This is a genomic window from Nocardia sp. bgisy134 (genome assembly GCF_057708325.1).
Genome location: NZ_JBYIRW010000003.1, coordinates 513330 through 533788 on the forward strand (window position 1 = coordinate 513330; position 20459 = coordinate 533788).

A 20459-nucleotide genomic window follows, 5' to 3' on the forward strand; every position below is an offset into this window, starting at 1 on the left:
CCTGGTCACCGCTTCGGCGTGACCCCCATCAGGGTGGCGAGCTGCACGGCGATCGGGTTCAGGTTCAGCTTCTCCGGGTCGACCTTGGGGTTGTCGTCCCACGGTTGCGAGATACTCGGATCGGCCAGATCGGCCCGCTCGCCGCCCCGGACTGCGGTCGGATTGCCGAACGGCACAAGGCATTTCGCGTCCTTGTTGAACGGGAACTCGTCGCGGGTGTCGTCGAAGTCGGGGTTCTGCGCCTTCATCTGGTCGAGGATGCGCTGGGTGCCCTCGTAGCCGACGGTGCAGGCGGGCGGGTTGTTGGTCTCGAGCACCAGACCGAAGTGGCTGGTGCCGTCGCCGGGCGCGGTCGCCGACGCGCCGAGCGACAACTGCGGCAGCATCTGCAGCAGCGGCCGCAGCGCGTAGAACTTGGGCGAGATGCTCTGCAGCAGCACACGCAGGTTGGCCAGGTCCTCGGTGAGCGCGCCGCCGCTCTCGTCGAGCAGGGCGCCGACCTGTTCGCCCGCGTCGGTGCCGGTGCCGATCAGCCTGCGTATCGCGGGGTCGCTGGCGCGCAGCTGCACGGAGAGCCGGTCCAGGCCGTCGCTGAACCGCCGGATCGCGTCCCCCTGCTCGGCCTGGGTGGCGAACACCACCCTGCCGTCGCGAATCAGCTGGATGGTCTGCGGCAACGTCTCGTGGAACGTGGTGGTGAACTCGTTCAGCGACTGCAAGAAGACCTGCAGGTCGTCGCCCTTGCCGTCGAATGCCTTGCCCAGTTCGGTGACGGTGGTGTTCAACGCCTCCAGATCCACCGTGCTGGTGAAGTGGTCGACGCTGGAGACCAGCTGCTCCACCGAGATCGGCGTCTGCGCCCCTGCGATGACCGAGCCGTCCTTCAGATACGGGCCGATGTCGCTGTCGGGCTGCAGGTCGACGTACTGCTCGCCGATGGCCGACCGGTTGGCCACCACGGCCTTCGCCGAGGCCGGGATGCGCGGCGAGTCGGAGTCGATGACCAGCGTCATGCTCACGCCCTCGTCGGTGAGCTCCACCCCGCCGACCCGGCCGACCGGAACGCCGCGATAGGTCACCTCGGCGCCCTTGTAGATGCCGCCGGTCTGCTTCGCGTCGACCCGCACGTCGTACTCACCGAAGCCGAGCATGTGGTCGAGCCGGATGTACTTGGCGCCGACGAAGATCACGCCGATCACTGCGATCACCAGGAAGACGATCAGCTGGTTGCGAACGAGCCGGGTCATCGCGGCTCACCCCCTCCTTCGGCGCCGCCGGGAGGCGTCACGCCGAACTGGTCCAGCAGCGGCCCGAGCGGGTTCGGCACGGGTGCGCCCGGCACGGGCAGCACCGCCATGGTCGGCGGCAGCGGAATCAACGACACCGTGGGCCAGCCGGGGCGCGGGCCGTTGCCGTTGTAGTACGGGTTGGACGGATCCACGTTCACCGGCGGGCCGTACGGCGGCGGGATGTACACCGGATCCGGTTTGCCGACACCGAGATTGCTCAGCGTGACGCCGATCTGCTGGTCCACCGACAGCCAGGTGTTGACCTGGCCGCCGAAGGTGCCCTCCAGCGAGGAGTCGGGGAACGGGTAGGTCGGGATCAGCGGGAACGCGGTCACCAGGTCCGGCGCGGCGCGGCCGAGCTCTTGCAGCGTCGGCCGCAGCGAGTTCAGGTCGCGGATCAGGTCGTCCTTGGCGGTGTCGATCACGTCGAAACCGGCCTGGCCCACCCGGTCCAGCTGGGTGAGCAGACCGATCAGTTCGGGCCGTTGCTCTTCCAGGATCCTGATGCCCTCGGGGAGCTCGTCGAGAATCCTGGCGATCTGCTCGGTCTGGCTGCTCACCCGGCTGCTGAGCACGGCGAGCCCGTCGATGGCCCGGGTGATGTCGTCGACCTGCTCGTCGAGCCCGCCGATCAGGGTGTTGGCCTGCTCGATCAGCGAGCGCACCCGGTCCTCGCGACCGCCGAGCGTCTTGTTCAGCTCGGTGACGATGGGTTGCAGCTGTGCGACACCGCCGCCGTTGAGCAGCAGCGACATGGCGCCGAGCACCTGCTCGATCTCGGTGGCGTGGCGGGTGTGCTCGACCGGGATCACCGCGCCGTCGGCCAGCTTCGCCGGATCCGGGTCCGCGGCGGGCGCGGAGAGCTCGATGAACTTCTCGCCGAGCAGATTCGATTGCCGCACCTCGGCCCTGGCATTGGCGGGCAGGTCGACGGAGGAGTTGATCAGCGTGCGGACGCTGGCGGTCCAGCCGTTCTGCGCCAGCTCGATGTCCTCGACCCGTCCCACCGGCACGCCCTCGACCTTCACCGCGGACTGCGGCACCAGGTCGAGCACATCGTCGAAGTGGATGTCGACGTGGATCGGATGCGGGCCGACGTCGGCGCCGCCGGGCAGCGGCACGCTGTAGATGCCGTCGGCGGCGCACGAACTGATCAGCGCGGCCGAGACGGCGAGCGCCGCCGCCGACAGCCCGCGGACGAACGGCTTGGTCGTCTTCATCGCTCACCTCCCTGCTCGGACGGCGGCAACTGGTTGGACGGGGTACCGGGCACGGTGCCCGGCACGGGATCGCGCTGCAGGTTCTCGCCGGAGAGGATGCCGAACGGCAGGATCAGCGTCGGGGTCTTCACCCCGGCGGTGATCTGGTCGGTGATCTCCTTGCAGTGGTCCAGGACCGGGCGCATCTGACGGCCGAGCGCCTCGAAGCGAGGATCGCCCGGCATCAGCTTCGACAGGTCGAGCATCTTGCACACCACGCCGAACGGGTCCTGCAGGTCGGTGAAATTGGCCCGCATGTCGAGGGTTCCCGATTCCGCGTTGTGGATGTTGATCAGGTTGCTCAGCGCGAGCGGGATCACCGGCAGCGCGGCGGCGAGATCGTCGCGCTGGTCGGCCAACGTCTTGGTGAGGGTGGTCAGCGCCTCGGCGTTCTCCGCGACCAGCGCGCGGTTGTCGTCGATGAACCGCGCGACGTCGCCGAGCGCCACCGAGAGCAGTTGCAGCGCGTCGCCGAGATTCTGCCGCTCGTCGGCCAGGAATCCGGCCAGATCGGCCAGCTGGCTGTTGAATTCGCGCACCTGCTGATCGTTTCTCGCCAGCATGCTCACGAAGTTCTGCAGGTTCTTGACGGTCTCGAAGATGTCGCCGCGCGCCTCGGACAGGTACCTCGCCGCGGCCGAGAGCTGAGTGATGCTGTTGGCCAGCGCCTCACCGTTGCCGGAAAGGTTGGCCGCCGAGGTGCGCACGAGTTCGTTCACCGCGCCGTCTTTGTTGGCGCCGTCCGGACCGAGCGCGTCGCTGAGCTCGGCGATGCTCTTGTAGAGCTGGTCCACCTCGACCGGGGTGACGGTGCGTTGCCGCGGAATCGTCGCGTTGCGTTCCATTTTCGGGCCACCGCGGTAGACCGGCGTCAGCTGGATGAAGCGATCGGAGACGACCGAAGGGGTGATCTGTGCGGCTTGCGCGTTGGCGGGCACGTCGTATCCGCGGTCGACGCTCATCACGATCTTCACCTGGTCGCCCATCGGCTCCACTGACTCGACCCTGCCCACCGGCACGCCGAGGATGCGCACGTCGGAGCCCTCGTAGATGCCCACCGAGCGATCGAAATAGGCGGTGATCCTGGTGGTGGTCAGCCGATCGAAGCCCCACCACAGCACCCACCCGGCGACCAGCACCAGGACGACGCCGAGCGCGATGCCGATCTTGGTGCCCCGGCCCGACTCGCGGAACGCGGTGAGCGGATCGCTGCGCCAGCTCGCGGCCACGTCAGTTACCTCCCATGTTCCGTACCGGATCCCGGTAGCCGGGGATCTCCGGCAGCGCGGGCGGCAGCAGATTGACGATCACCGCGTCGAACCACCGGCCGGTGCCGAGCACGTTCGCGTACAGGCCGTAGAAGGGGCCCGCCAGCTCCAGCGTCTTGGAGATGTTCTGCTGGTTGTCGTTCAGCAGGTCGATCGCGGCGGCCAGGTTGGTCAGCGCGGGACCGATCTGCTCGGAGTTGTCGGCGACCAGCGCGCTCAGCTCGGCGGACACCGTCTTGGCTCCGGTGAGCAGCTGGCGGATGGCCTGCTGGCGGATGTTCAGCTCGGCGAGCAGCTGACCGCCGGAGGCGAGCAGCCGCTCGAACTCGGCGTTACGGTCGGCGAGCACCTCGGTGGTCTGCCGCGTCGCCTTGAACAGCCGCTTGAGTTCCTCGTCGCGCTTGGCCAGCGTCTCCGAGAGCCGCGCGACGCCGTCGATGGAGCCGCGGATCTCCGGCGGAGTGGTCGCGAACGCCTCGGCGAGCACCCGCATGCTGGTGGCCAGCTGGGCGGTGTCGATGTCCTCGATGTTCGCCGCCGCGTCCGAGAAGGCGTCGATCACGTCGTAGGGAGACACGGTGCGCGACAACGGAATCGGCGTGGCCGGATCGGCGGGGCGGGAGCCGCGCGGGTCGAGGGCCAGGTACTTCTGGCCGAGCAGCGTCTTGATCTGGATGGAGGCGGTGGTCTCGTTGCCGATCCAGGCGTCCTTGGTGCGGAAGTCGACGATCACTCGATCGCCGTCCAGGCGGACGTCGGAGACCGAACCCACCTTCACGCCCGCGATGCGGACCTCGTTGCCCTTCTTCAGGCCCGCGGCCTCGGAGAACTCGGCGCTGTACTTGGTGCCCGCCCCGATGATCGGCAGCCGGTCCAGGGAGAACGCCGACATCGTCACCAGCACCACCATGGCCAAGCCGAGCACGCCGAGGAAGACCGGGCTGCGCTTGCCTAGGAGGATCCGATCGTCCATCAGCGGGCCTTCCCGTGGCAGCGCGGCGCGGCGTTCGTGTACAGCGGCTGGTTGATCGTCGGCAGGCCCGCGGGCAGGTTGAGCTGCGGCGCGTCCACCGCGCCCGGGCCGACCACGATGTCGATGCCGCACAGGTAGAACTGGAACCAGGAGCCGTAACTGCCCACCCGCCCGAGCTTTTCCATCTTCACCGGCAGCGTGGCCAGCGCCAGGTTCACCTCGTCGGAGCGTTCGTTCAGTGTCCCGGTGAGCTGGTTCAGGCCCGCGATCGTGCCCTGCAGCGAGGGCCGGGTGGGGACGAGCAGATCCGAGGTCGCCGTGGCCAGGTTGCCCAGCGAGCTGATCGAGCGGCCGACGGTCTCGCGTTCGGCGGCCAGCCCGGATACCAGCGCCTCGGTGTTGATGATGAGCTGGTCGAACTGGTCGTCGCGCTCGTTGATCGTCTCCAGCACGGCGGTCAGGTTCTTCACCAGCTCGCCGATCACCGCGTCCTTGTCGGCGATCTTGTTGGTCAGGCTCGCGGTGCTGACCACCAGGTCGTGGATGGTGCCCTGCTCGCCCTGGAAGACCTGGATGATCTCGTAGGACAGCTTGTTCACGTCCTCGGCGGTCAGCGTGCGGAACAGCGGACGGAAGCCGTTGAACAGCGTGGTCAGGTTCAGCGCGGGCCGGGTCCGGTCCAGCGGGATGGTGCCGCCCTCGTTGAGCTTGCGCCCCTGCTCACCGGTGCCCTGCTCCAGCGCGATGTAGCGCTGGCCGACCAGGTTGCGGTACCGGATCGTGGCCGTGGTCGAGGCGGGCAGCCAATCGCGGTCGGTGAGTTCGAATTTCACCTCGGCCATCCGCTTGTCGACGATCGAGATGCCGGTGACCTTGCCGACCCGCACACCCGCGATCCGCACCTCGTCACCCGGGTTCAGCGAGGTGACGTCGGTGAACCGCGCCTTGAACAGCGTGCCGCCGCCGGTGTAGTTGGCGATCGACAGACCGAGCAGCGTGGTCACGAACAGCGTCACGACCACGAAGACGATCAGTTTGGTCAGCGGCCCGCCGAGGCCGCGCAGCTTTTCCTTCATCGCACGCTCACCTCGCTGCCTCGGAAGGCGGGCGCCCCGATCCTGGTCACCCAGCTCGGCACCTCTTCGGGCGCAACACCCTGCGCCGCACCGTAGATCGCGCCGAGCGACTGCTGCTCGCGCGGCGAGCCTGCCAGCGTCGGCACCTGCGCGGCCGGGTACACGCCGAACTGCGGCACCGGCAGCTTGCCGCTGTCCTGATCACCGGGGTAGCGGCTCGGCACCGCGTAGGAGCCGTCGTTGTTCGGGCCGCCGGTGTACTGGCCAGGGTCCACGTTCACCGGGTATTCGGGGAGGCACCACGGGCCGCGGGTGTCCAGCCAGCGCGGCTCGTCCTGGTTGGGCAGGTACTTGCCGCGGGTGTTGGTCAGCTCGATCGTCACCCGGGAGCCCGGCCGGTCGGTGCCCATACCGAAGAGCTGGTCGATGCGCGGCTTCATCTGCGCGAAGTTGGCCAGCGCACAGGGATAGCTCGGCGAGTACACGGCCAGTTGCTCCAGCGCGGGCCGCGAATCGGCGGCCACGTCGATGATGTTGTCGCGGTTGGCCAGCAGGAAGTCGGCCAAACTCGACGACGTCGGGGTGAGCGTGGCGTACAGGGTGTCGATGTCCGAACGCCGCTGCACGATGGTGGCATTGGTGGTGCGCAGGTTGTTCAGCGCGTCGATGAGCTGCGGCGCCGCGTCGGAGTACACCGCGGCGGTCTCGGCGAAGCCGCGCAGACCCTCCTGCAGTTCCGGCAGCACGCCGTTGACGTCGCGGAAGATCGTGTCCAGCTTGTCCACGGTCTCGCCGAGTGCGAGGCCCTGACCCGACAGCGCCTGGGAGAGCGCGCCGAGGGTCGCGGCCAAGTCCTGTGGCGGAATGGACTGCAGCAGCGGAAGCAGGTCGTCGAGCAGCTTGCTGATCTCGATGGCGTTGCCGCTGGCGTCCTGGTACAGGGTGACGCCGTCGGTCAGATGCTGCGGACTCCGCTCCTCGGGGATCACCAAGTCCACGTAGCGCTCGCCGAACAGAGTCTTCGGCAGCAGCCGCGCGGTCGCGTTCACCGGGATCTGCTCGGCCTTACCGGGATCGATGGCCAGGTCGAGGGTCACCTTGCCGCCCTCGGTCCGGCTCGACCGCACCTCGCCGACCATCACCCCGCGCACCTTCACGTCCGCGTTCTTGGTCAGCGCGTTGCCGACGGTGTCGGTCACCAGATGCACGTCGACCGTCCGGACGAACTGCTTGTTGTAGATCGCGACGGTCGTCCACAGGAACAGCCCGACGATCACGAAGAACGCGATGCCCAGCAGCCGCACCCGAGTCTTCTCGGTGGACCGCCACGCCTGAGTTCCGCTACTCATGCCTCAGCCCCCGCGGGTCGGCTTGCGTGTTGTCATCGGCGGGACCAGCGCCTGATCCGCACGGCGAAAGCCGAGCGCCGGCGAGGTGTCGCCGTGCGGATCGCTTCATCCGGCGACCCGCACCGTCGTGGTCGTTCCCCAGATCGCGAGGCTGAGGAAGAAGTCGAGCACGTTCACCAGCACGATCGCGGCGCGCACCGCGCGACCCACCGCGACGCCGACGCCCGCGGGCCCGCCGGTGGCGGTGAAGCCGTAGTAGCAGTGCACCAGGATGATCACGAACGCGAATATCAGCACCTTGAGGAACGAATAGAGCACGTCCTCGGGTGGCAGGAACAGGCTGAAGTAGTGGTCGTAGGAACCACTCGACTGGCCGTTGAACCAGATGCTGATCGAGCGCGACGCGAAGTAGGCGCCGAGCAGGCCGACGATGTAGAGCGGGATGACCGCGACGAATCCGGCGATCACCCGGGTGGTCACCAGGAACGGTACGCCGGGCACCGCCATCACCTCGAGCGCGTCGATCTCCTCGGAGATACGCATGGCGCCGAGCTGCGCGGTGAAGCCACAGCCCACCGTCGCGGAGAGCGCCAATGCCGCCACCAACGGGGCGATTTCGCGAGTGTTGATGTAGGCGGTGAGGAAGCCGGTGAGCACGGAACTGCCCAGCGCGTCGAGCGCCTTGAAGCCCTGCAGGCCGACGACGACGCCGACCGAACCGGACATGAAGACGATGACGCCGATGGTCCCGCCGATCACCGCGAGCGCTCCGGAGCCGAAGGTCACCTCGGCGAGCAGCCGCATGACCTCCTTGCGGTAGTGCACTGCGGTGCGCGGAATCCACGCGATGGCGCGCGAGTAGAACGACATCTGCTCGCCCGCGCGGTCGATCACGTTCAGCGGTCCGCGCACGATCTGATTCGCCCGGCGGGCCGATTTGGCGAAGGCCGGGTTGCGGTAGGAGGTGGCCATCGGTCAGGCGCCCTTGGCCGGGACGACTTGCAGATAGACCAGTGTCAGAACGAGGTTGACGAAGAAGAGGACCAGGAATGTGATCACCACGGACTGGTTCACCGCGTCACCGACTCCTTTCGGCCCCCCTTTGGGATGCAGCCCCTTGTACGCGGCGATCACGCCGGCGAGCAGCCCGAAGATCGCCGCCTTGATCTCGCCGATCCACAGGTCGGGCAGCTGCGCCAGCGCCGAGAACGACGAGAGGTACGCGCCGGGCGTTCCACCCTGCAGCAGCACGTTGAAGAAATAGCCGCCCGCGATGCCCACGACCGACACCAACCCGTTGAGCAGCACGGCGACCAGCGTCATGCCGAGCACCCTCGGCACCACCAGCCGCGCCACCGGGTCGACGCCGAGCACCTCCATCGCGTCGATCTCCTCGCGAATGGTGCGGGCGCCGAGGTCGGCGGCCACCGCGGACCCGGCCGCGCCCGCGATGATCAACGCGGTCACCACCGGTGCCGCCTGCTGCACGGTGGCGAGCACGCTGGTGGCGCCCGTGAACGACTCGGCGCCGAGCTGTTTGATCAGCGAACCGGTCTGCAGCGCGACGACCGCGCCGAACGGGATGGCCACCAGCGCGCTCGGCAAGATCGAAACGCTGGCGATGAACCACGATTGCTCGATGAACTCGCGCCACTGGAAGGGTCGGCGAAACATCTTGCGCATCACATCGACGAACAACGCAAAGACGTTGCCCGCCTGGGCAAACGCCGACTCGACTGGGGTACGCACACGCGCCATGGTCGAGTTCACGGGGCGTATGTTACCCGTTAGTTGTGTTGTGGCGCACGGTTGTGTCGAAAGCGCCGCCCTCGTAGGTGCCGACGTTTTGAGCGTTGTACGACATCACTTGTGTGTCGTCGTTCTCGGCCATGGATTCGCGGATCGCGACCTGGGCCGCGTGCGGCAGGGTGTGCATGATCTCGCGCACCCGCGCCCTGCGACGCGCGACCGCCTGACGCACCGGCATGCCCGGCTGCGCCTTCATCTGCGGGATGATGCCCTCGACCTCTTCGGCGCCGCCGTGGTGATGACCCGCGTCGACCATCGCCTGCTCGCGCGCCATCTGCGCCTCGTCCTTCTCCTCGGACATGCCGATCGGACCGATCATGCGACCGTTGAGGAACTGCTTGACCACCGGCTCCTCGGAGGTCAGCAGCACCTCACGCGGACCGAACATCACCAACTGGCGGCGGAACAGCATGCCGATGTTGTCGGGCACGGTGCGCGCCAGGTTGATGTTGTGCGTGACGATCAGGATCGTCGCATCGATCTGGGCGTTGATATCGATCAGCAACTGCGACAGGTAGGACGTACGCACCGGGTCCAGACCCGAGTCGGGCTCGTCGACCAGGATGATCTGCGGATCCAGCACCAGGGCGCGAGCCAGACCGGCGCGCTTGCGCATACCGCCGGAGATCTCGCCGGGCAGCTTGCCCTCCGCACCGAGCAGACCGGTCAGCTCGAGCTTCTCCATGACGATCTTGCGGATCTCGGACTCGCTCTTCTTCGTGTGCTCACGAAGCGGGAACGCGACGTTGTCGAAGAGGTTCATCGACCCGAACAACGCGCCGTCCTGGAACAACACACCGAACAGCTTGCGGATCTCGTAGAGCTCCTTGTTGGAGCAGGTGGTGATATCGGTGCCGTCGATGTAGATCGAACCGCGCTCCGGACGCAGCAGGCCGATCAGCGACTTCAGGAACACCGACTTACCGGTACCCGACGGACCGAGTAGCGCGCTCACCTCGCCGGACGGCAAGGTCAGACTGACATCCTGCCAAATTCGCTGCGAACCGAAGGATTTGGTTACACCCTCGGTCCTGACCTCGACGCCCACGCCAACCTCCACAATTTCTCAGCGAGCAGCCCACCGGCGACCGCGCTCGGTCATCGCGGTGCGTCACGTCACAGTGGGTTCGGTCACTGTAACCCATGAGGGAGACGGGGCACACCCCAACCTGACTCCAGAGTAAGCCGAATGCGCTCGCACTTTTCCACAAATCCGCTCGCATGTCCCCGAAAAATGCGAAAACGGGCGGCCCCCCGAATTTGGGGGCCGCCCGTTCGAGTAATTCGTGGAATTACTTGACCGAAACCTTGGCGCCGGCCTCTTCCAGCTTCGCCTTGGCGGCCTCGGCGGCGTCCTTGGCGACCTTCTCCAGGATCGGCTTCGGGGCACCCTCGACCAGGTCCTTGGCTTCCTTCAGGCCCAGGCCGGAGACGATCTCGCGGACCACCTTGATGACCTGGATCTTCTTGTCGCCCGCACCCTCGAGGATGACGTCGAACTCGTCCTGCTCCTCGGCGGCCTCGGCCGGAGCGGCAGCGCCGACGGCAGCGACGGCGACCGGAGCAGCGGCGGTGACCTCGAACTTCTCCTCGAACTTCTTGACGAAGTCCGACAGCTCGAGCAGGGTCATGTTGCCGAAGGTCTCGAGCAGTTCGTCAACGTTGGCCATTGTTGTTTTCCTTTCGGTAGATGGTGTCCATGGGGGCGTGACTCACGCCGCGCACGGGGTGTTACTCGGCGGCTCCGCCTTCGGCGCGCTTCTTCTCCTCCAGCGCGGCGGCCAGGCGGGCCACCTGCGAAGCGGGAGCGTTGAAGAGGCCGGCAGCCTTGGCCAGGTTGCCCTTGAGGGCGCCGGCCAGCTTGGCCAGCAGGACCTCGCGGGTCTCCAGGTCGGCGATCTGCTCGACCTCGGCGACGGACAGCGCAGCGCCGTCCATGTAGCCGCCCTTGATGATCAGCGCCTTGTTGTCCTTGGCGAAGGTCTTGAGCGCCTTGGCCGCGTTGACCGGCTCACCCTGGATGAAGGTGATGGCGGTCGGTCCGACGAACAGGTCGTCAAGGCCCTCCACGCCCGCCTCGGCGGCGGCGCGCTTGACCAGGGTGTTCTTGGCGACGGAGTACGTGGCCTCGGCGCCGAGCGCGCGCCGCAGTTCGGTGAGCTTGCCGACCGACAGGCCACGGTATTCCGTGACGACGGTGGCGGTCGAGTTCCTGAACTGCTCCGCGATCTCCTCGACCGCGGTGACCTTCTCAGCCTTTGCCATACTTCGCCTCCTCTCTGGATGGTCGGTTCGTGTACGCGAACTACCGATCCGAGGGCCCGGCGACAAAACGAACGCCCCGGACGCAAGGCGTTCCGGGGCGCAATAGGAAAGATCAACACGAGCCGCGTGGCTCGAATCGACTCCCAGCCTCGGTTCTTCCCTGCGTGGGCCGCCGGCAATGTCGCCGGACCTTCGACCGAACCCATGCGGGATCGGCGACCAACGGTCTTCGGTAGAACGGATTGGGTAGCGATCGAACTCGTCGATAACTGACGTCCACAGTAACCGACGCGCCCCTCATCTGCCAAAACGACCCACGCTCCGTGGCGGATCGGAACCCTTCGGCAATCGAATTGTTGTGTCGCACGTCACTTTTCACCCTCGGATGTGGCGGATGTCGCGGCCAACAAGTGTTACCAAGAGTGACAGATATCTGCTTGGCTGCTGAACTATGGCAACTTCCATAGTCGATCCACCGGTGTTGCTGGAACGACGTAACCAGCGCTTCCTCGCCTTGGCCGTGATATGCCTGGCCGAACTGCTGGTCGTCCTCGACAACACCATCGTCAACGTGGCCCTCCCCTCGATCGGTGTCGAGCTGGCCACCGGGGTCAGCGGCCTGCAATGGGTCGTCGACGCGTACACCCTGACCTTCGCCGGTCTGTTGCTGGCCTTCGGCAATCTCGGCGACCGCTACGGCCGACGAAAAGTGATGGCCATCGGCCTGATCGGCGTCGCGGTCATGTCCGTCGGTGGCGCACTGTCGGATTCGATGGGCGCCGTCATCACCGCCCGCGCAGCCATGGGCGTGTTCGCCGCGGCCGTCTTCCCCGCCACCCTCGCCCTGATCATCAACATCTTCACCGACCGAAGGGAGCGGGCGCTGGCCATCGCCGCGTGGACGGCCATGGCGGGCTTCGCGATCGCCATCGGCCCGATCTCCGGCGGCTGGCTGCTCGAACACTTCAGCTGGCATTCGGTGTTCTGGATCAACGTGCCCGTGGCGCTGGCCGCGCTGATCGCCACCATGCTGTGGGTACCGGAATCGCGATCCGCCGAGGTCGGCAGGCTGGATCTGCCCGGTATCGCGTTGTCCATCGCGGGCATCACGCTGCTGGTCTGGTCGATCATCGAGGCGCCGCGCTACGGCTGGCTCTCGGTCACCACCCTGACCGTCGGCGCACTCGGCGTCGCGCTGCTCGCCGGATTCATCGCCTGGGAATTGCGCACCGTCGCACCGATTCTGGATATGCGATTGTTTCGTAATCGGCGATTTTCGATGCCCGCGCTGTCGATAGCGATCGGATATTTCTCGATGTTCGGCTTCCTGTTCCTGATCACCCAGTATTTCCAGGGCGTGCGCGAGTACACGCCGCTCGAATTCGGTATCGCCTCATTGCCGTTCGCGTTCTCGGTGGCGATCGGCGCGCCCGTCGCGACATTGCTCGCGCAACGGTGGGGTACCACGCCGGTGATCGTGTTCGGCCTGCTGCTCACCGGGCTCGGGCTCTACCTGGGCGGGCAGGTGACGGTGAACAGCGGCTACGTCACCGACGTGCTGCCCTCGATGGTGTCGATGGCGCTCGGCCTTGCCATCGTGCAGGGACCCGCCACCGAATCCATCATGTCCTCCTTGCCTTTGAACGAGGCCGGCGCGGGTTCCGCGGTCAACGACACCACCCGCGAGATCGGCGGCACCCTCGGCGTCGCCGTCCTCGGTTCGATCGTGGCCTCCTACTACACGACTCGCGTCGAGCCGCTACTCGATCGCGTGCCGAGCGCCCTGATGAACGAGGACCAGAAGAGCCTGGTCAAGGCCAGCCCGCTCAGCGTGCTGGAAATCCGCAAACGCGAACTCCCCGCGTTCCTCGAATCGCAGCGCGAAAACCTCATCACCGCAATGAAATCCGCCGCCCTCCAAGGCTCCCACGCCGCATCCCTCGTCGCCGCGGGCGCGGTCGTGGTCTGCGCACTCATCGTCGCCCTCGTCCTCCCCTGGGGCGCCCAGAGCGGCGAGTCGATCCTCCTTGGCTGGCGCAAATCCGCCGAATCAACCGACGACCAGCCGGAATAAGCGCGCTCACCGGTCCAGAACGACGGCCGGTTGCAGCCGACACTGCAGCCGGCCGTTACACCGATCCAGCAGGAACAACCCAGGATGTCGGCTGACCCGTATGAGAGGCGATGGTGTCGAAATCGTTGTCGTAGTGCAGCACCGTCAGCCGATGCGTCTCCGCGGTCACCGCCACGACGAGGCCGGCGATCGAGGCGGACCGATGCTGAGCTTTGTCCGTCAGCAGGGACTGCAACTCCGACGCCTGCATCCAGAGATCCTCGGGGGTGTCCACCCATTCGAGTGATTCGTGCAGGACGCCTCGGATGCGGGCTCGGTCATCGGCATTGCGCGCCGAGTACAGCATCTCCAACTCGGTGACGCCGCAGATATGAACCAGGGCGCGATCCATCAACGGAACCAACACATCTCGGACTGGGGCCAGGTGCAATCGCGCCAGCGCGCTCTTGTCTGCAAGGTACCGCGTCACCCCCACAGGCGATCCTCGACGTCTGGCTCCAGCAGCGCCGCGAAAGCACCATCCTCGGCGAGACTCACCAACTTGCGGACCGAGTCGATCCGAATTACCTCACGAAATGCGGCATCAATGGTGTCGCGGAGCGTCTCGGTACCGAGGATCTCCTTCGCACGATCCAACTTCGCCATATCTACGTCTACGCTGGTCTTCGCCACGGCTGACCCTCCTTATATCTGATACAAGGGTAGCTCGATATCCATCCGATGACCAGGAAGATGTCCGCGCGACGCTATCGGTATCGCGAGTAGCCAGGGTGTCAGCGGGCAACGTGGGTATGGCGGGCGAGCGCATCGAGGGCCGTTAGGGCGCCGTCTCGAAAGGCTTGGCCGGTGACGAGGCCGTCGGAGTCGATGTCCGCCGACAAGACCGGGTGCCGGACGCAGGCAGCGGTGACTACGTCGGCGCCGACGTAGCCGAGGACGCTCGACAACGTTGCGGTGGCGCCGTCGCCGCGGCCCGGTGCCGCGACGGTGAGCCAGGCGGTGGGCTTTTCGTGGAGGTCGGCGGTGCCGACGGTCCAGTCGAGCAGGTTCTTCAGGCTGCCGGGGAGGGTGCCCGCGTATTCGGGGGTCGAGATCAAGACCGCGTCGGCCCAGGCCAGGTCGTTTCGCAGGTCGACGACCTGTGGATAAGCTGCGGGGTCCGCGCCTGGCACGAAGGCTGGCAGTTCCAGTAAGCCTGTGTAGCAGCGAGTTTCGACGCTGTCCGGTGCAAGGGCGTGGACGGTACGCAGCGCCGCGGTGTTGGTGGAGCCGTCGCGGGTGCTTCCGGAGATCAACAGAATCCTGGTCACGTCGGATGCAACCAGCAAAGCCGGTGGCTTACTCCGCGCGGGTTCGCTCGACTTGCTCACCGCGACGGGTTCCGCCGCTACTCGCGAACAGGCCGGAAATGCGCCGAGGGCGGGAACGCGGATGCGTTCCCGCCCTCGGCGGTGACGAGGCGTGAGACCTCGGTGCTGCTTACGCGTCCTCTTCGAGGAGGTTGCGGGTGCGGTTCGGGTCCACCGGGATGCCCGGTCCGGTGTTCGTCGAGACCGTCACCTTCTTGACGTAGCGGCCCTTGGCGGTCGACGGCTTGGCACGCAGGATCTCGTCCAGCGCGGCGCCGTAGTTCTCCACCAGCTTGGCCTCTTCGAAGGAGGCCTTGCCGATCACGAAGTGCAGGTTGGCCTGCTTGTCGACGCGGAAGTTGATCTTGCCGCCCTTGATGTCGTTGACGGCCTTGGTCACATCGGGGGTGACCGTGCCCGTCTTCGGGTTCGGCATCAGACCGCGCGGGCCGAGGACACGCGCGATGCGGCCGACCTTGGCCATCTGGTCCGGGGTGGCGATCGCGGCGTCGAAGTCCAGCCAGCCGCCCTGGATCCGCTCGATCAGGTCCTCGGCGCCGACGGCGTCCGCACCGGCGGCCTCGGCCTCGGCGGCCTTGTCGCCCACCGCGAACACGATGACGCGGGCGGTCTTACCGGTGCCGTGCGGCAGGTTGACGGTGCCACGGACCATCTGGTCGGCCTTGCGGGGGTCCACACCGAGACGAACGGCGACCTCGACGGTCGCGTCGGTCTTGGTGGTGGCGGTCTCCTTCGCCAGGCGCGCGGCGGCCAGCGGCGAGTACAGCTTGGTGCGATCGACCTTCTCGGCCGCGGCGAGATACGCCTTGCTTCGCTTTGCCATGTTTCTCTGTCCTTAAAGTTTCTTGGTTCAGAAGTGGTTTCCGGGTCTGGCCGACCCTCCCACCGAGTTCAGCGGCCCTGCGTCCGACTGAGGTTCGCTTCGCTCAGGCCTCGACGGTGATACCCATCGAGCGCGCGGTGCCCGCGATGATCTTCGCCGCCGCGTCCAGGTCGTTGGCGTTGAGATCTTCCATCTTGGTCTTGGCGATCTCGCGAACCTGGTCCATGGTCACCTTGGCGACCTTGGTGCGGTGCGGCTCGGCCGAGCCCTTCTGCACACCGGCGGCCTTGAGCAGCAGCCTGGCGGCGGGCGGGGTCTTCAGCTTGAAGTCGAAGGTGCGGTCTTCGTATACGGAGATCTCGACCGGGATGACGTTGCCACGCTGCGACTCGGTCGCCGCGTTGTACGCCTTGCAGAACTCCATGATGTTGACGCCGTGCTGACCGAGGGCGGGACCAACGGGCGGAGCCGGGTTCGCCGCGCCGGCCTGGATCTGCAGCTTGATGATCCCGGCGAGCTTCTTCTTCTTGGGGGGCATCTTTCTTCCTTGGTTTCGGGTCCTTACGGTTGCCGTAAGCCTGTCGCGGGCTTGGCCCGCAGCCGGGCACGCGGCCCGGCGCTCGCGAACGAATCCGGCTGACGCTGTTCGGATCCGCACACGAACCCATACACCTTACCGGGGGGCGTGCCCTCGTCCTTCGAGTGGGGCCGGTTGCCCGCGCCGAACCGGTCGGACGCGCTCCGCCCTCGGTCCCCGGAGGCCGGGGCGAGGGCGGAGATGGAACTAAATCTTGGCGACCTGGGTGAACGCCAGCTCGACTGGCGTCTCGCGACCGAAGATCGAGACGAGCACCTTGAGCTTCTGCTGCTCGGCGTTGACCTCGGAGATGCTGGCGGGCAGCGTCGCGAACGGGCCGTCCATGACGGTGACCGACTCGCCGACCTCGAAGTCGACCTCGATGACCGGCTTCGGAGCCACCTCGGCGGCGCTCTCGGCGGTCGCGGCGGCAGCGGCGGCCGGGGCCTTCTTCTGCTGAGACGCCGGGACCAGGAACTTCACTACATCGTCGATGGACAGCGGCGACGGCCGCGAGGTGGCACCGACGAACCCGGTGACACCGGGGGTGTTGCGCACCGCACCCCACGACTCGTCGTTCAGCTCCATGCGGACCAGGATGTAGCCGGGCAGCACCTTGCGGTTGACGTGCTTGCGCTGGCCGTTCTTGATCTCGGTGACCTCTTCGGTCGGCACCTCGACCTGGAAGATGTACTCCTCGAGGTCCAGGTTCTGAACGCGGGTCTCGAGGTTGGCCTTCACCTTGTTCTCGTAACCGGCGTAGGAGTGGATGACGTACCAGTCACCGGGGGCACGCCGCAGCGCGGCCTTCATCTCGGCGACCGGATCGGCCGGTTCGGCATCGATCGGGGTAGCGGGTGCGGATTCCTCGACCACAGACTCTTCGACGGCCGCGGCGTCTTCCGCCTCGTTCTCGGCGGGCTCCACCACCGCGTCGTCGACCGGGAACTCGTCGTTAATGTCGTTCTCCGGGGTGCTCACTGGGGCACTCGCTTCCTGTGTCGTCACGTACATCCTCTGCGTGCCGGGCCGGGCGCGGCGGAATACTCCCGCCGGTCCGCCCCCGGGATCGGCAACCGGCGTCGGCGTCGTAATAACTAGCCGAACAGCCAGTCGACACCCTTGACGAACGCCAGATCCATCCCGCTGATGAACGCGACCATGAAGACCACGAACACCAGAACAACGCTCGTATAGGTGACCATCTGCTTCCGGTTGGGCCAGATCACCTTGCGCAGTTCCGCGATGACCTCTCGCAGGAACTTGATCAAACGCTTGAGCGGATTGCCCGCTCCTTCGCGCTTGGCCTTTCCGGCAGTCTTGTCCTTCTTCGGCGACGTCCGGTCGATCGTGGCGATCGAGCCGGTGTCGACCGACGACGAGCCCGAGCGGGTACGCCGCGCGGACCGCTTACCGCTCGGCCTGCTCACCGCGGCGGTGTCGTCGCCGTCGTCGGCCGCATGCGCGCCGCCGTGGCGAGTATCCCGCTCGTCGCTCACGCCATCTCCTCGCTTCGCTCGGATCCGGCGTGCACGATGCGCGCTGTGCAAATAACTCGCTCGCTACGCTCGCTCACGTCGATCCTCTCTCGTCGCTGGCTTCAAGGGCAGGGGCGACAGGACTTGAACCTGCAACCTGCGGTTTTGGAGACCGCTGCTCTGCCAATTGAGCTACGCCCCTTCGGTTGGACGGTGGAACTCGTTGTCCAACCACTGTGCTTTATTCAGTTGTCGCGCTGGTTTCACACAACACGCGCGCTGCTTCGGCGGTTGCCGGCTCCCTGGGCAGTCCTTCGGAGATCATCCTCCGGACCGCCTGGAACCAGCCCCACAGAGCAGCGCGCAGCGGCTGGTGAACCCCAGAGACCTGAGTGTACGTTACCGCCTAGGCCAATAGCCAATCAGGGTCGATCGACCAGGTCAGGCCAGCTGCACGGTGGCCGTCGCGCGGCCGAAGATCTTCTTGCCCGCCGACTTCGCCACGATGGCGACGACCGCGGTCCGAGTCTCCGGATCCATGGACTTCACCTTACCCGTGTACTCGATTTCGGCCGCCTCGTCGGAACCGACGTAGACCGGGCTGGTGAAGCGGACGTTGTACTCCTTGACCGCGCCGGGATCGCCCAGCCACGAGGTGACGAAACCGCCGCCGAGGCCCATCGTGAGCATGCCGTGCGCGACCACGTTGTCCAGGCCGACGAGCTTGACGACGTCGTCGCTCCAGTGGATGGGGTTGGCGTCGCCCGAGACGCCCGCGTAGTTGACCAGGTCGCCGCGGGTGAGGCGGACGATGCGCGTGGGCAGTTCGTCGCCGACGGCGACGTCTTCGAAATCGACCGCGTGCTTGCTCGGCGCGATCTCCGGGATGACGGTGATCGGGGCAGGCGGCTCGGTCTGCGCCGCGGTGCGCGGGTGGTGGTCCGGCACCTCCTCGCCGATGCCGTGCATGAGGACGTTGCGGACGGCGTCGGTGAGGTTGGGATCGATGTCGGCGCCGCTGCGGCCGACGAGCGTGGTGTAGGTGGTGAGCACCAGCTCGTCGTCCTGCGCGGTGACGATGTTCTTGGTGACGATGATGTCGCCGCCGAAGGCCTGCCGGAAGGAGTGCAGGTAGACGTCGCAGGTCAGCTGGTCGCCGACCCGGATGGGCCGGTGGAATTCCAGGATCTGATCGGTCTGCATGATCTGGCTGAGGTCGTAGCCGGTGACGATCTGCTCGAAGAGCTTGCGCTGGGCGAGAATACCGACCAGGGAGATGAAAGTGAGGGGCGCGAGCAGCCCGTCGTAGCCGTATTCGGCGGCGACGTCCTCGTCCCAGTGCACCGGGTGGTAGTCCTGCACGGCGCGGGCATATTCGCGGACCTTCTCGCGGCCGACTTCGTAGTAGTCGTCGACGCGGTAGTGGTGACCGACCATGGCCGCGGCATGGGCGGCGGGATCGAGATCCGCCTCGCTCGCCTGGACCGCTTCTTCTGTACCGGTGTTGATTGTCACGGGAGGACTGTACCTATCTGACCCCGCAGGGGTCGGCGGAGCGTTCACCACCGCAACCGACCCGTAGAAAGCGCTCAGGGCCGGACATGAGTCCGGCCCTGCACAGCTTCACGGTTCCGAGATCCCGGGATCAATGTCCCGGTTGCCCTTCACGCGGCAGTTTCACGCGTGGGTGAGATCAGCGGGATTCTTTGTGCGCCCGGTGCGTGCCGCAGTTCGGGCAGAACTTCTTCAGCTCCAGCCGGTCCGGGTCGTTGCGCCGGTTCTTCTTGGTGATGTAGTTGCGGTGCTTGCACTGCTCGCAGGCCAAGGTGATCTTTGGCCGGACATCGGTGGACTTCGCGGCCACGACTTTCCTTCTTTCCGGTACCTGATGGGCGTAATCGGTTTTGGTAGCGATGGCCGGACTTGAACCGGCGACACAACGATTATGAGTCGTTTGCTCTACCGACTGAGCTACACCGCCACGGCGTCGCATTGCAGTGGTGTGCGCGCCCAGCCCCACAACCGTGGGTGCAATGCCGAGTCGGTCACCACCGGCAATCCGGCGAGCCCCCTAACGGAATCGAACCGTTGACCTTTTCCTTACCATGGAAACGCTCTGCCGACTGAGCTAAGGGGGCATGACTACTTTCGCACCGTGGTCCAGCTTCTCGACCCCGGAGCGGCGAAGTCTTGAACGAGATTACACACCCAACGCTCACAGTTCCAAACCGTGAGGTCAGAGCGTTTTTTTCGGCGCGCACAACAGCGCGGAAAACACGCTCCGCGACCACGCCTCACGCAGGAGGCCAACATCGAGCAAAAGCCGACTCGCCCCCCCAGTCGTCCCGAGCCCGCGCCAGCACCTTCCCGCCGACGACCAGCGATCAGCGCCTCCGCTGAAATCCGCAACGCACGGCTCCACGTACCTGCCTTCGAGCCGGTTGCCAGTCAAGCCCCCACGACCGCCAGAAGCACGGCACAGATTCGAAAAGCATCGAAGATCACACCCGAACCGCAGGGCCCGACCATCCGAGAGCCGACACCTCGACCGATCTCCACCTGGATCACCCCCGGGCATAGGCCAGATCAGACAGCGCAATTGTCGGTCACCACGACGCGAGCGCACCGGCACCCGAAGGCTGGAGGCTGGCGATCCAAGTCATCGACCCGCGCCGCCCCACCGACCAACCCTGAAGAGATACGTCCCTCCAGATCGAACAGACCTCAAAACAAGACCAAATCCCCAACCGCAACATCCCCACGAAACGCAACCACTGCAAGGGGGGTCCGGGGGGCGAAGCCCCGCCGGGCGGGGCGTGGGGGGGGGGGGGCCCACAAAAAAAAAAAAA

General features: G+C 66.3%; 21 protein-coding genes and 3 tRNA genes. 1 reads left to right on the forward strand and 23 read right to left on the reverse strand.

Features of this window, described 5'->3' with window-relative positions; translation table 11 throughout:
• Positions 1-5: 5 nt before the first annotated feature.
• The 11 genes from AC3ERS_RS08800 to rplJ form a co-directional block, all read right to left on the reverse strand.
• A complete protein-coding gene (locus AC3ERS_RS08800) occupies positions 6-1247 on the reverse strand; it encodes an MCE family protein (protein WP_431965328.1) in 1242 nt (413 codons plus the stop codon).
• Positions 1244-2509, reverse strand: coding sequence for an MCE family protein (locus tag AC3ERS_RS08805; RefSeq protein ID WP_431965330.1), 1266 nt, complete (start codon positions 2507-2509; stop codon positions 1244-1246). Before AC3ERS_RS08805 ends, AC3ERS_RS08800 begins: the two co-directional genes overlap by 4 nt.
• Positions 2506-3777, reverse strand: a complete 1272-nt coding sequence (locus tag AC3ERS_RS08810) for an MCE family protein (protein WP_431965332.1) — start codon at positions 3775-3777, stop codon at positions 2506-2508. The genes AC3ERS_RS08805 and AC3ERS_RS08810 overlap by 4 nt, the downstream gene beginning before the upstream one ends.
• Position 3778: 1 nt before the next feature.
• On the reverse strand, positions 3779-4789 hold the full coding sequence (locus tag AC3ERS_RS08815) for an MCE family protein (protein ID WP_431965334.1): 1011 nt from the start codon (positions 4787-4789) through the stop codon (positions 3779-3781).
• A complete protein-coding gene (locus AC3ERS_RS08820; protein WP_431965336.1) occupies positions 4789-5865 on the reverse strand; it encodes an MCE family protein in 1077 nt (358 codons plus the stop codon). Before AC3ERS_RS08820 ends, AC3ERS_RS08815 begins: the two co-directional genes overlap by 1 nt.
• Positions 5862-7214: an MCE family protein gene (locus AC3ERS_RS08825; RefSeq protein WP_431965338.1), complete on the reverse strand. Its 1353-nt coding sequence runs from the start codon at positions 7212-7214 to the stop codon at positions 5862-5864. The genes AC3ERS_RS08820 and AC3ERS_RS08825 overlap by 4 nt, the downstream gene beginning before the upstream one ends.
• A gap of 105 nt (positions 7215-7319) precedes the next feature.
• A complete protein-coding gene (locus AC3ERS_RS08830; protein ID WP_431965413.1) occupies positions 7320-8084 on the reverse strand; it encodes an MlaE family ABC transporter permease in 765 nt (254 codons plus the stop codon).
• Positions 8085-8189: 105 nt separating this feature from the next.
• Entirely contained in the window at positions 8190-8972 is a 783-nt protein-coding gene (locus tag AC3ERS_RS08835) for an MlaE family ABC transporter permease (protein WP_431965415.1), read from the reverse strand.
• Between the two features lie 22 nt (positions 8973-8994).
• Positions 8995-10071: an ABC transporter ATP-binding protein gene (locus AC3ERS_RS08840; RefSeq protein WP_431965340.1), complete on the reverse strand. Its 1077-nt coding sequence runs from the start codon at positions 10069-10071 to the stop codon at positions 8995-8997.
• 244 nt (positions 10072-10315) lie between these two features.
• The gene (rplL, locus tag AC3ERS_RS08845; protein WP_067838329.1) at positions 10316-10693 is read right to left on the reverse strand and encodes a 50S ribosomal protein L7/L12; all 378 of its coding nucleotides are present in this window, start codon (positions 10691-10693) and stop codon (positions 10316-10318) included.
• A gap of 61 nt (positions 10694-10754) precedes the next feature.
• Positions 10755-11288, reverse strand: a complete 534-nt coding sequence (gene rplJ, locus AC3ERS_RS08850; RefSeq protein ID WP_357401080.1) for a 50S ribosomal protein L10 — start codon at positions 11286-11288, stop codon at positions 10755-10757.
• A 451-nt stretch (positions 11289-11739) separates the two neighbouring features.
• On the opposite strand from rplJ, the gene AC3ERS_RS08855 reads away from it, so the two are divergent.
• Positions 11740-13362, forward strand: a complete 1623-nt coding sequence (locus AC3ERS_RS08855; RefSeq protein ID WP_431965343.1) for an MFS transporter — start codon at positions 11740-11742, stop codon at positions 13360-13362.
• Between the two features lie 55 nt (positions 13363-13417).
• Here the strand turns inward: AC3ERS_RS08855 and AC3ERS_RS08860 are convergent, their stop codons facing one another.
• From AC3ERS_RS08860 to AC3ERS_RS08915, 12 genes are all read right to left on the reverse strand, one after another.
• Positions 13418-13837 (reverse strand): PIN domain nuclease, encoded by a 420-nt coding sequence (locus AC3ERS_RS08860; RefSeq protein WP_431965345.1) that lies wholly within the window; start codon positions 13835-13837, stop codon positions 13418-13420.
• Complete coding sequence (locus tag AC3ERS_RS08865; RefSeq protein WP_431965347.1) at positions 13828-14034, reverse strand: hypothetical protein; 207 nt, start codon at positions 14032-14034, stop codon at positions 13828-13830. The genes AC3ERS_RS08860 and AC3ERS_RS08865 overlap by 10 nt, the downstream gene beginning before the upstream one ends.
• Positions 14035-14135: 101 nt before the next feature.
• Complete coding sequence (locus AC3ERS_RS08870; protein WP_431965349.1) at positions 14136-14690, reverse strand: NADPH-dependent FMN reductase; 555 nt, start codon at positions 14688-14690, stop codon at positions 14136-14138.
• Positions 14691-14841: 151 nt separating this feature from the next.
• A complete protein-coding gene (rplA, locus tag AC3ERS_RS08875) occupies positions 14842-15555 on the reverse strand; it encodes a 50S ribosomal protein L1 (RefSeq protein WP_354998921.1) in 714 nt (237 codons plus the stop codon).
• A 103-nt stretch (positions 15556-15658) separates the two neighbouring features.
• Positions 15659-16093, reverse strand: a complete 435-nt coding sequence (gene rplK, locus AC3ERS_RS08880; protein ID WP_431965351.1) for a 50S ribosomal protein L11 — start codon at positions 16091-16093, stop codon at positions 15659-15661.
• 246 nt (positions 16094-16339) lie between these two features.
• Positions 16340-17113: a transcription termination/antitermination protein NusG gene (gene nusG, locus AC3ERS_RS08885; RefSeq protein ID WP_431965417.1), complete on the reverse strand. Its 774-nt coding sequence runs from the start codon at positions 17111-17113 to the stop codon at positions 16340-16342.
• Between the two features lie 116 nt (positions 17114-17229).
• Positions 17230-17631 (reverse strand): preprotein translocase subunit SecE, encoded by a 402-nt coding sequence (secE, locus tag AC3ERS_RS08890; RefSeq protein WP_431965353.1) that lies wholly within the window; start codon positions 17629-17631, stop codon positions 17230-17232.
• A 108-nt stretch (positions 17632-17739) separates the two neighbouring features.
• A tRNA-Trp gene (locus AC3ERS_RS08895) sits at positions 17740-17812 on the reverse strand.
• A 239-nt stretch (positions 17813-18051) separates the two neighbouring features.
• A complete protein-coding gene (locus tag AC3ERS_RS08900) occupies positions 18052-19119 on the reverse strand; it encodes a fused (3R)-hydroxyacyl-ACP dehydratase subunits HadA/HadB (RefSeq protein WP_431965419.1) in 1068 nt (355 codons plus the stop codon).
• Positions 19120-19303: 184 nt separating this feature from the next.
• Positions 19304-19474, reverse strand: coding sequence for a 50S ribosomal protein L33 (gene rpmG / locus AC3ERS_RS08905; protein ID WP_378686333.1), 171 nt, complete (start codon positions 19472-19474; stop codon positions 19304-19306).
• A 41-nt stretch (positions 19475-19515) separates the two neighbouring features.
• A tRNA-Met gene (locus AC3ERS_RS08910) sits at positions 19516-19591 on the reverse strand.
• A gap of 84 nt (positions 19592-19675) precedes the next feature.
• Positions 19676-19748, reverse strand: a tRNA-Thr gene (locus AC3ERS_RS08915).
• Positions 19749-20459 lie beyond the last annotated feature (711 nt).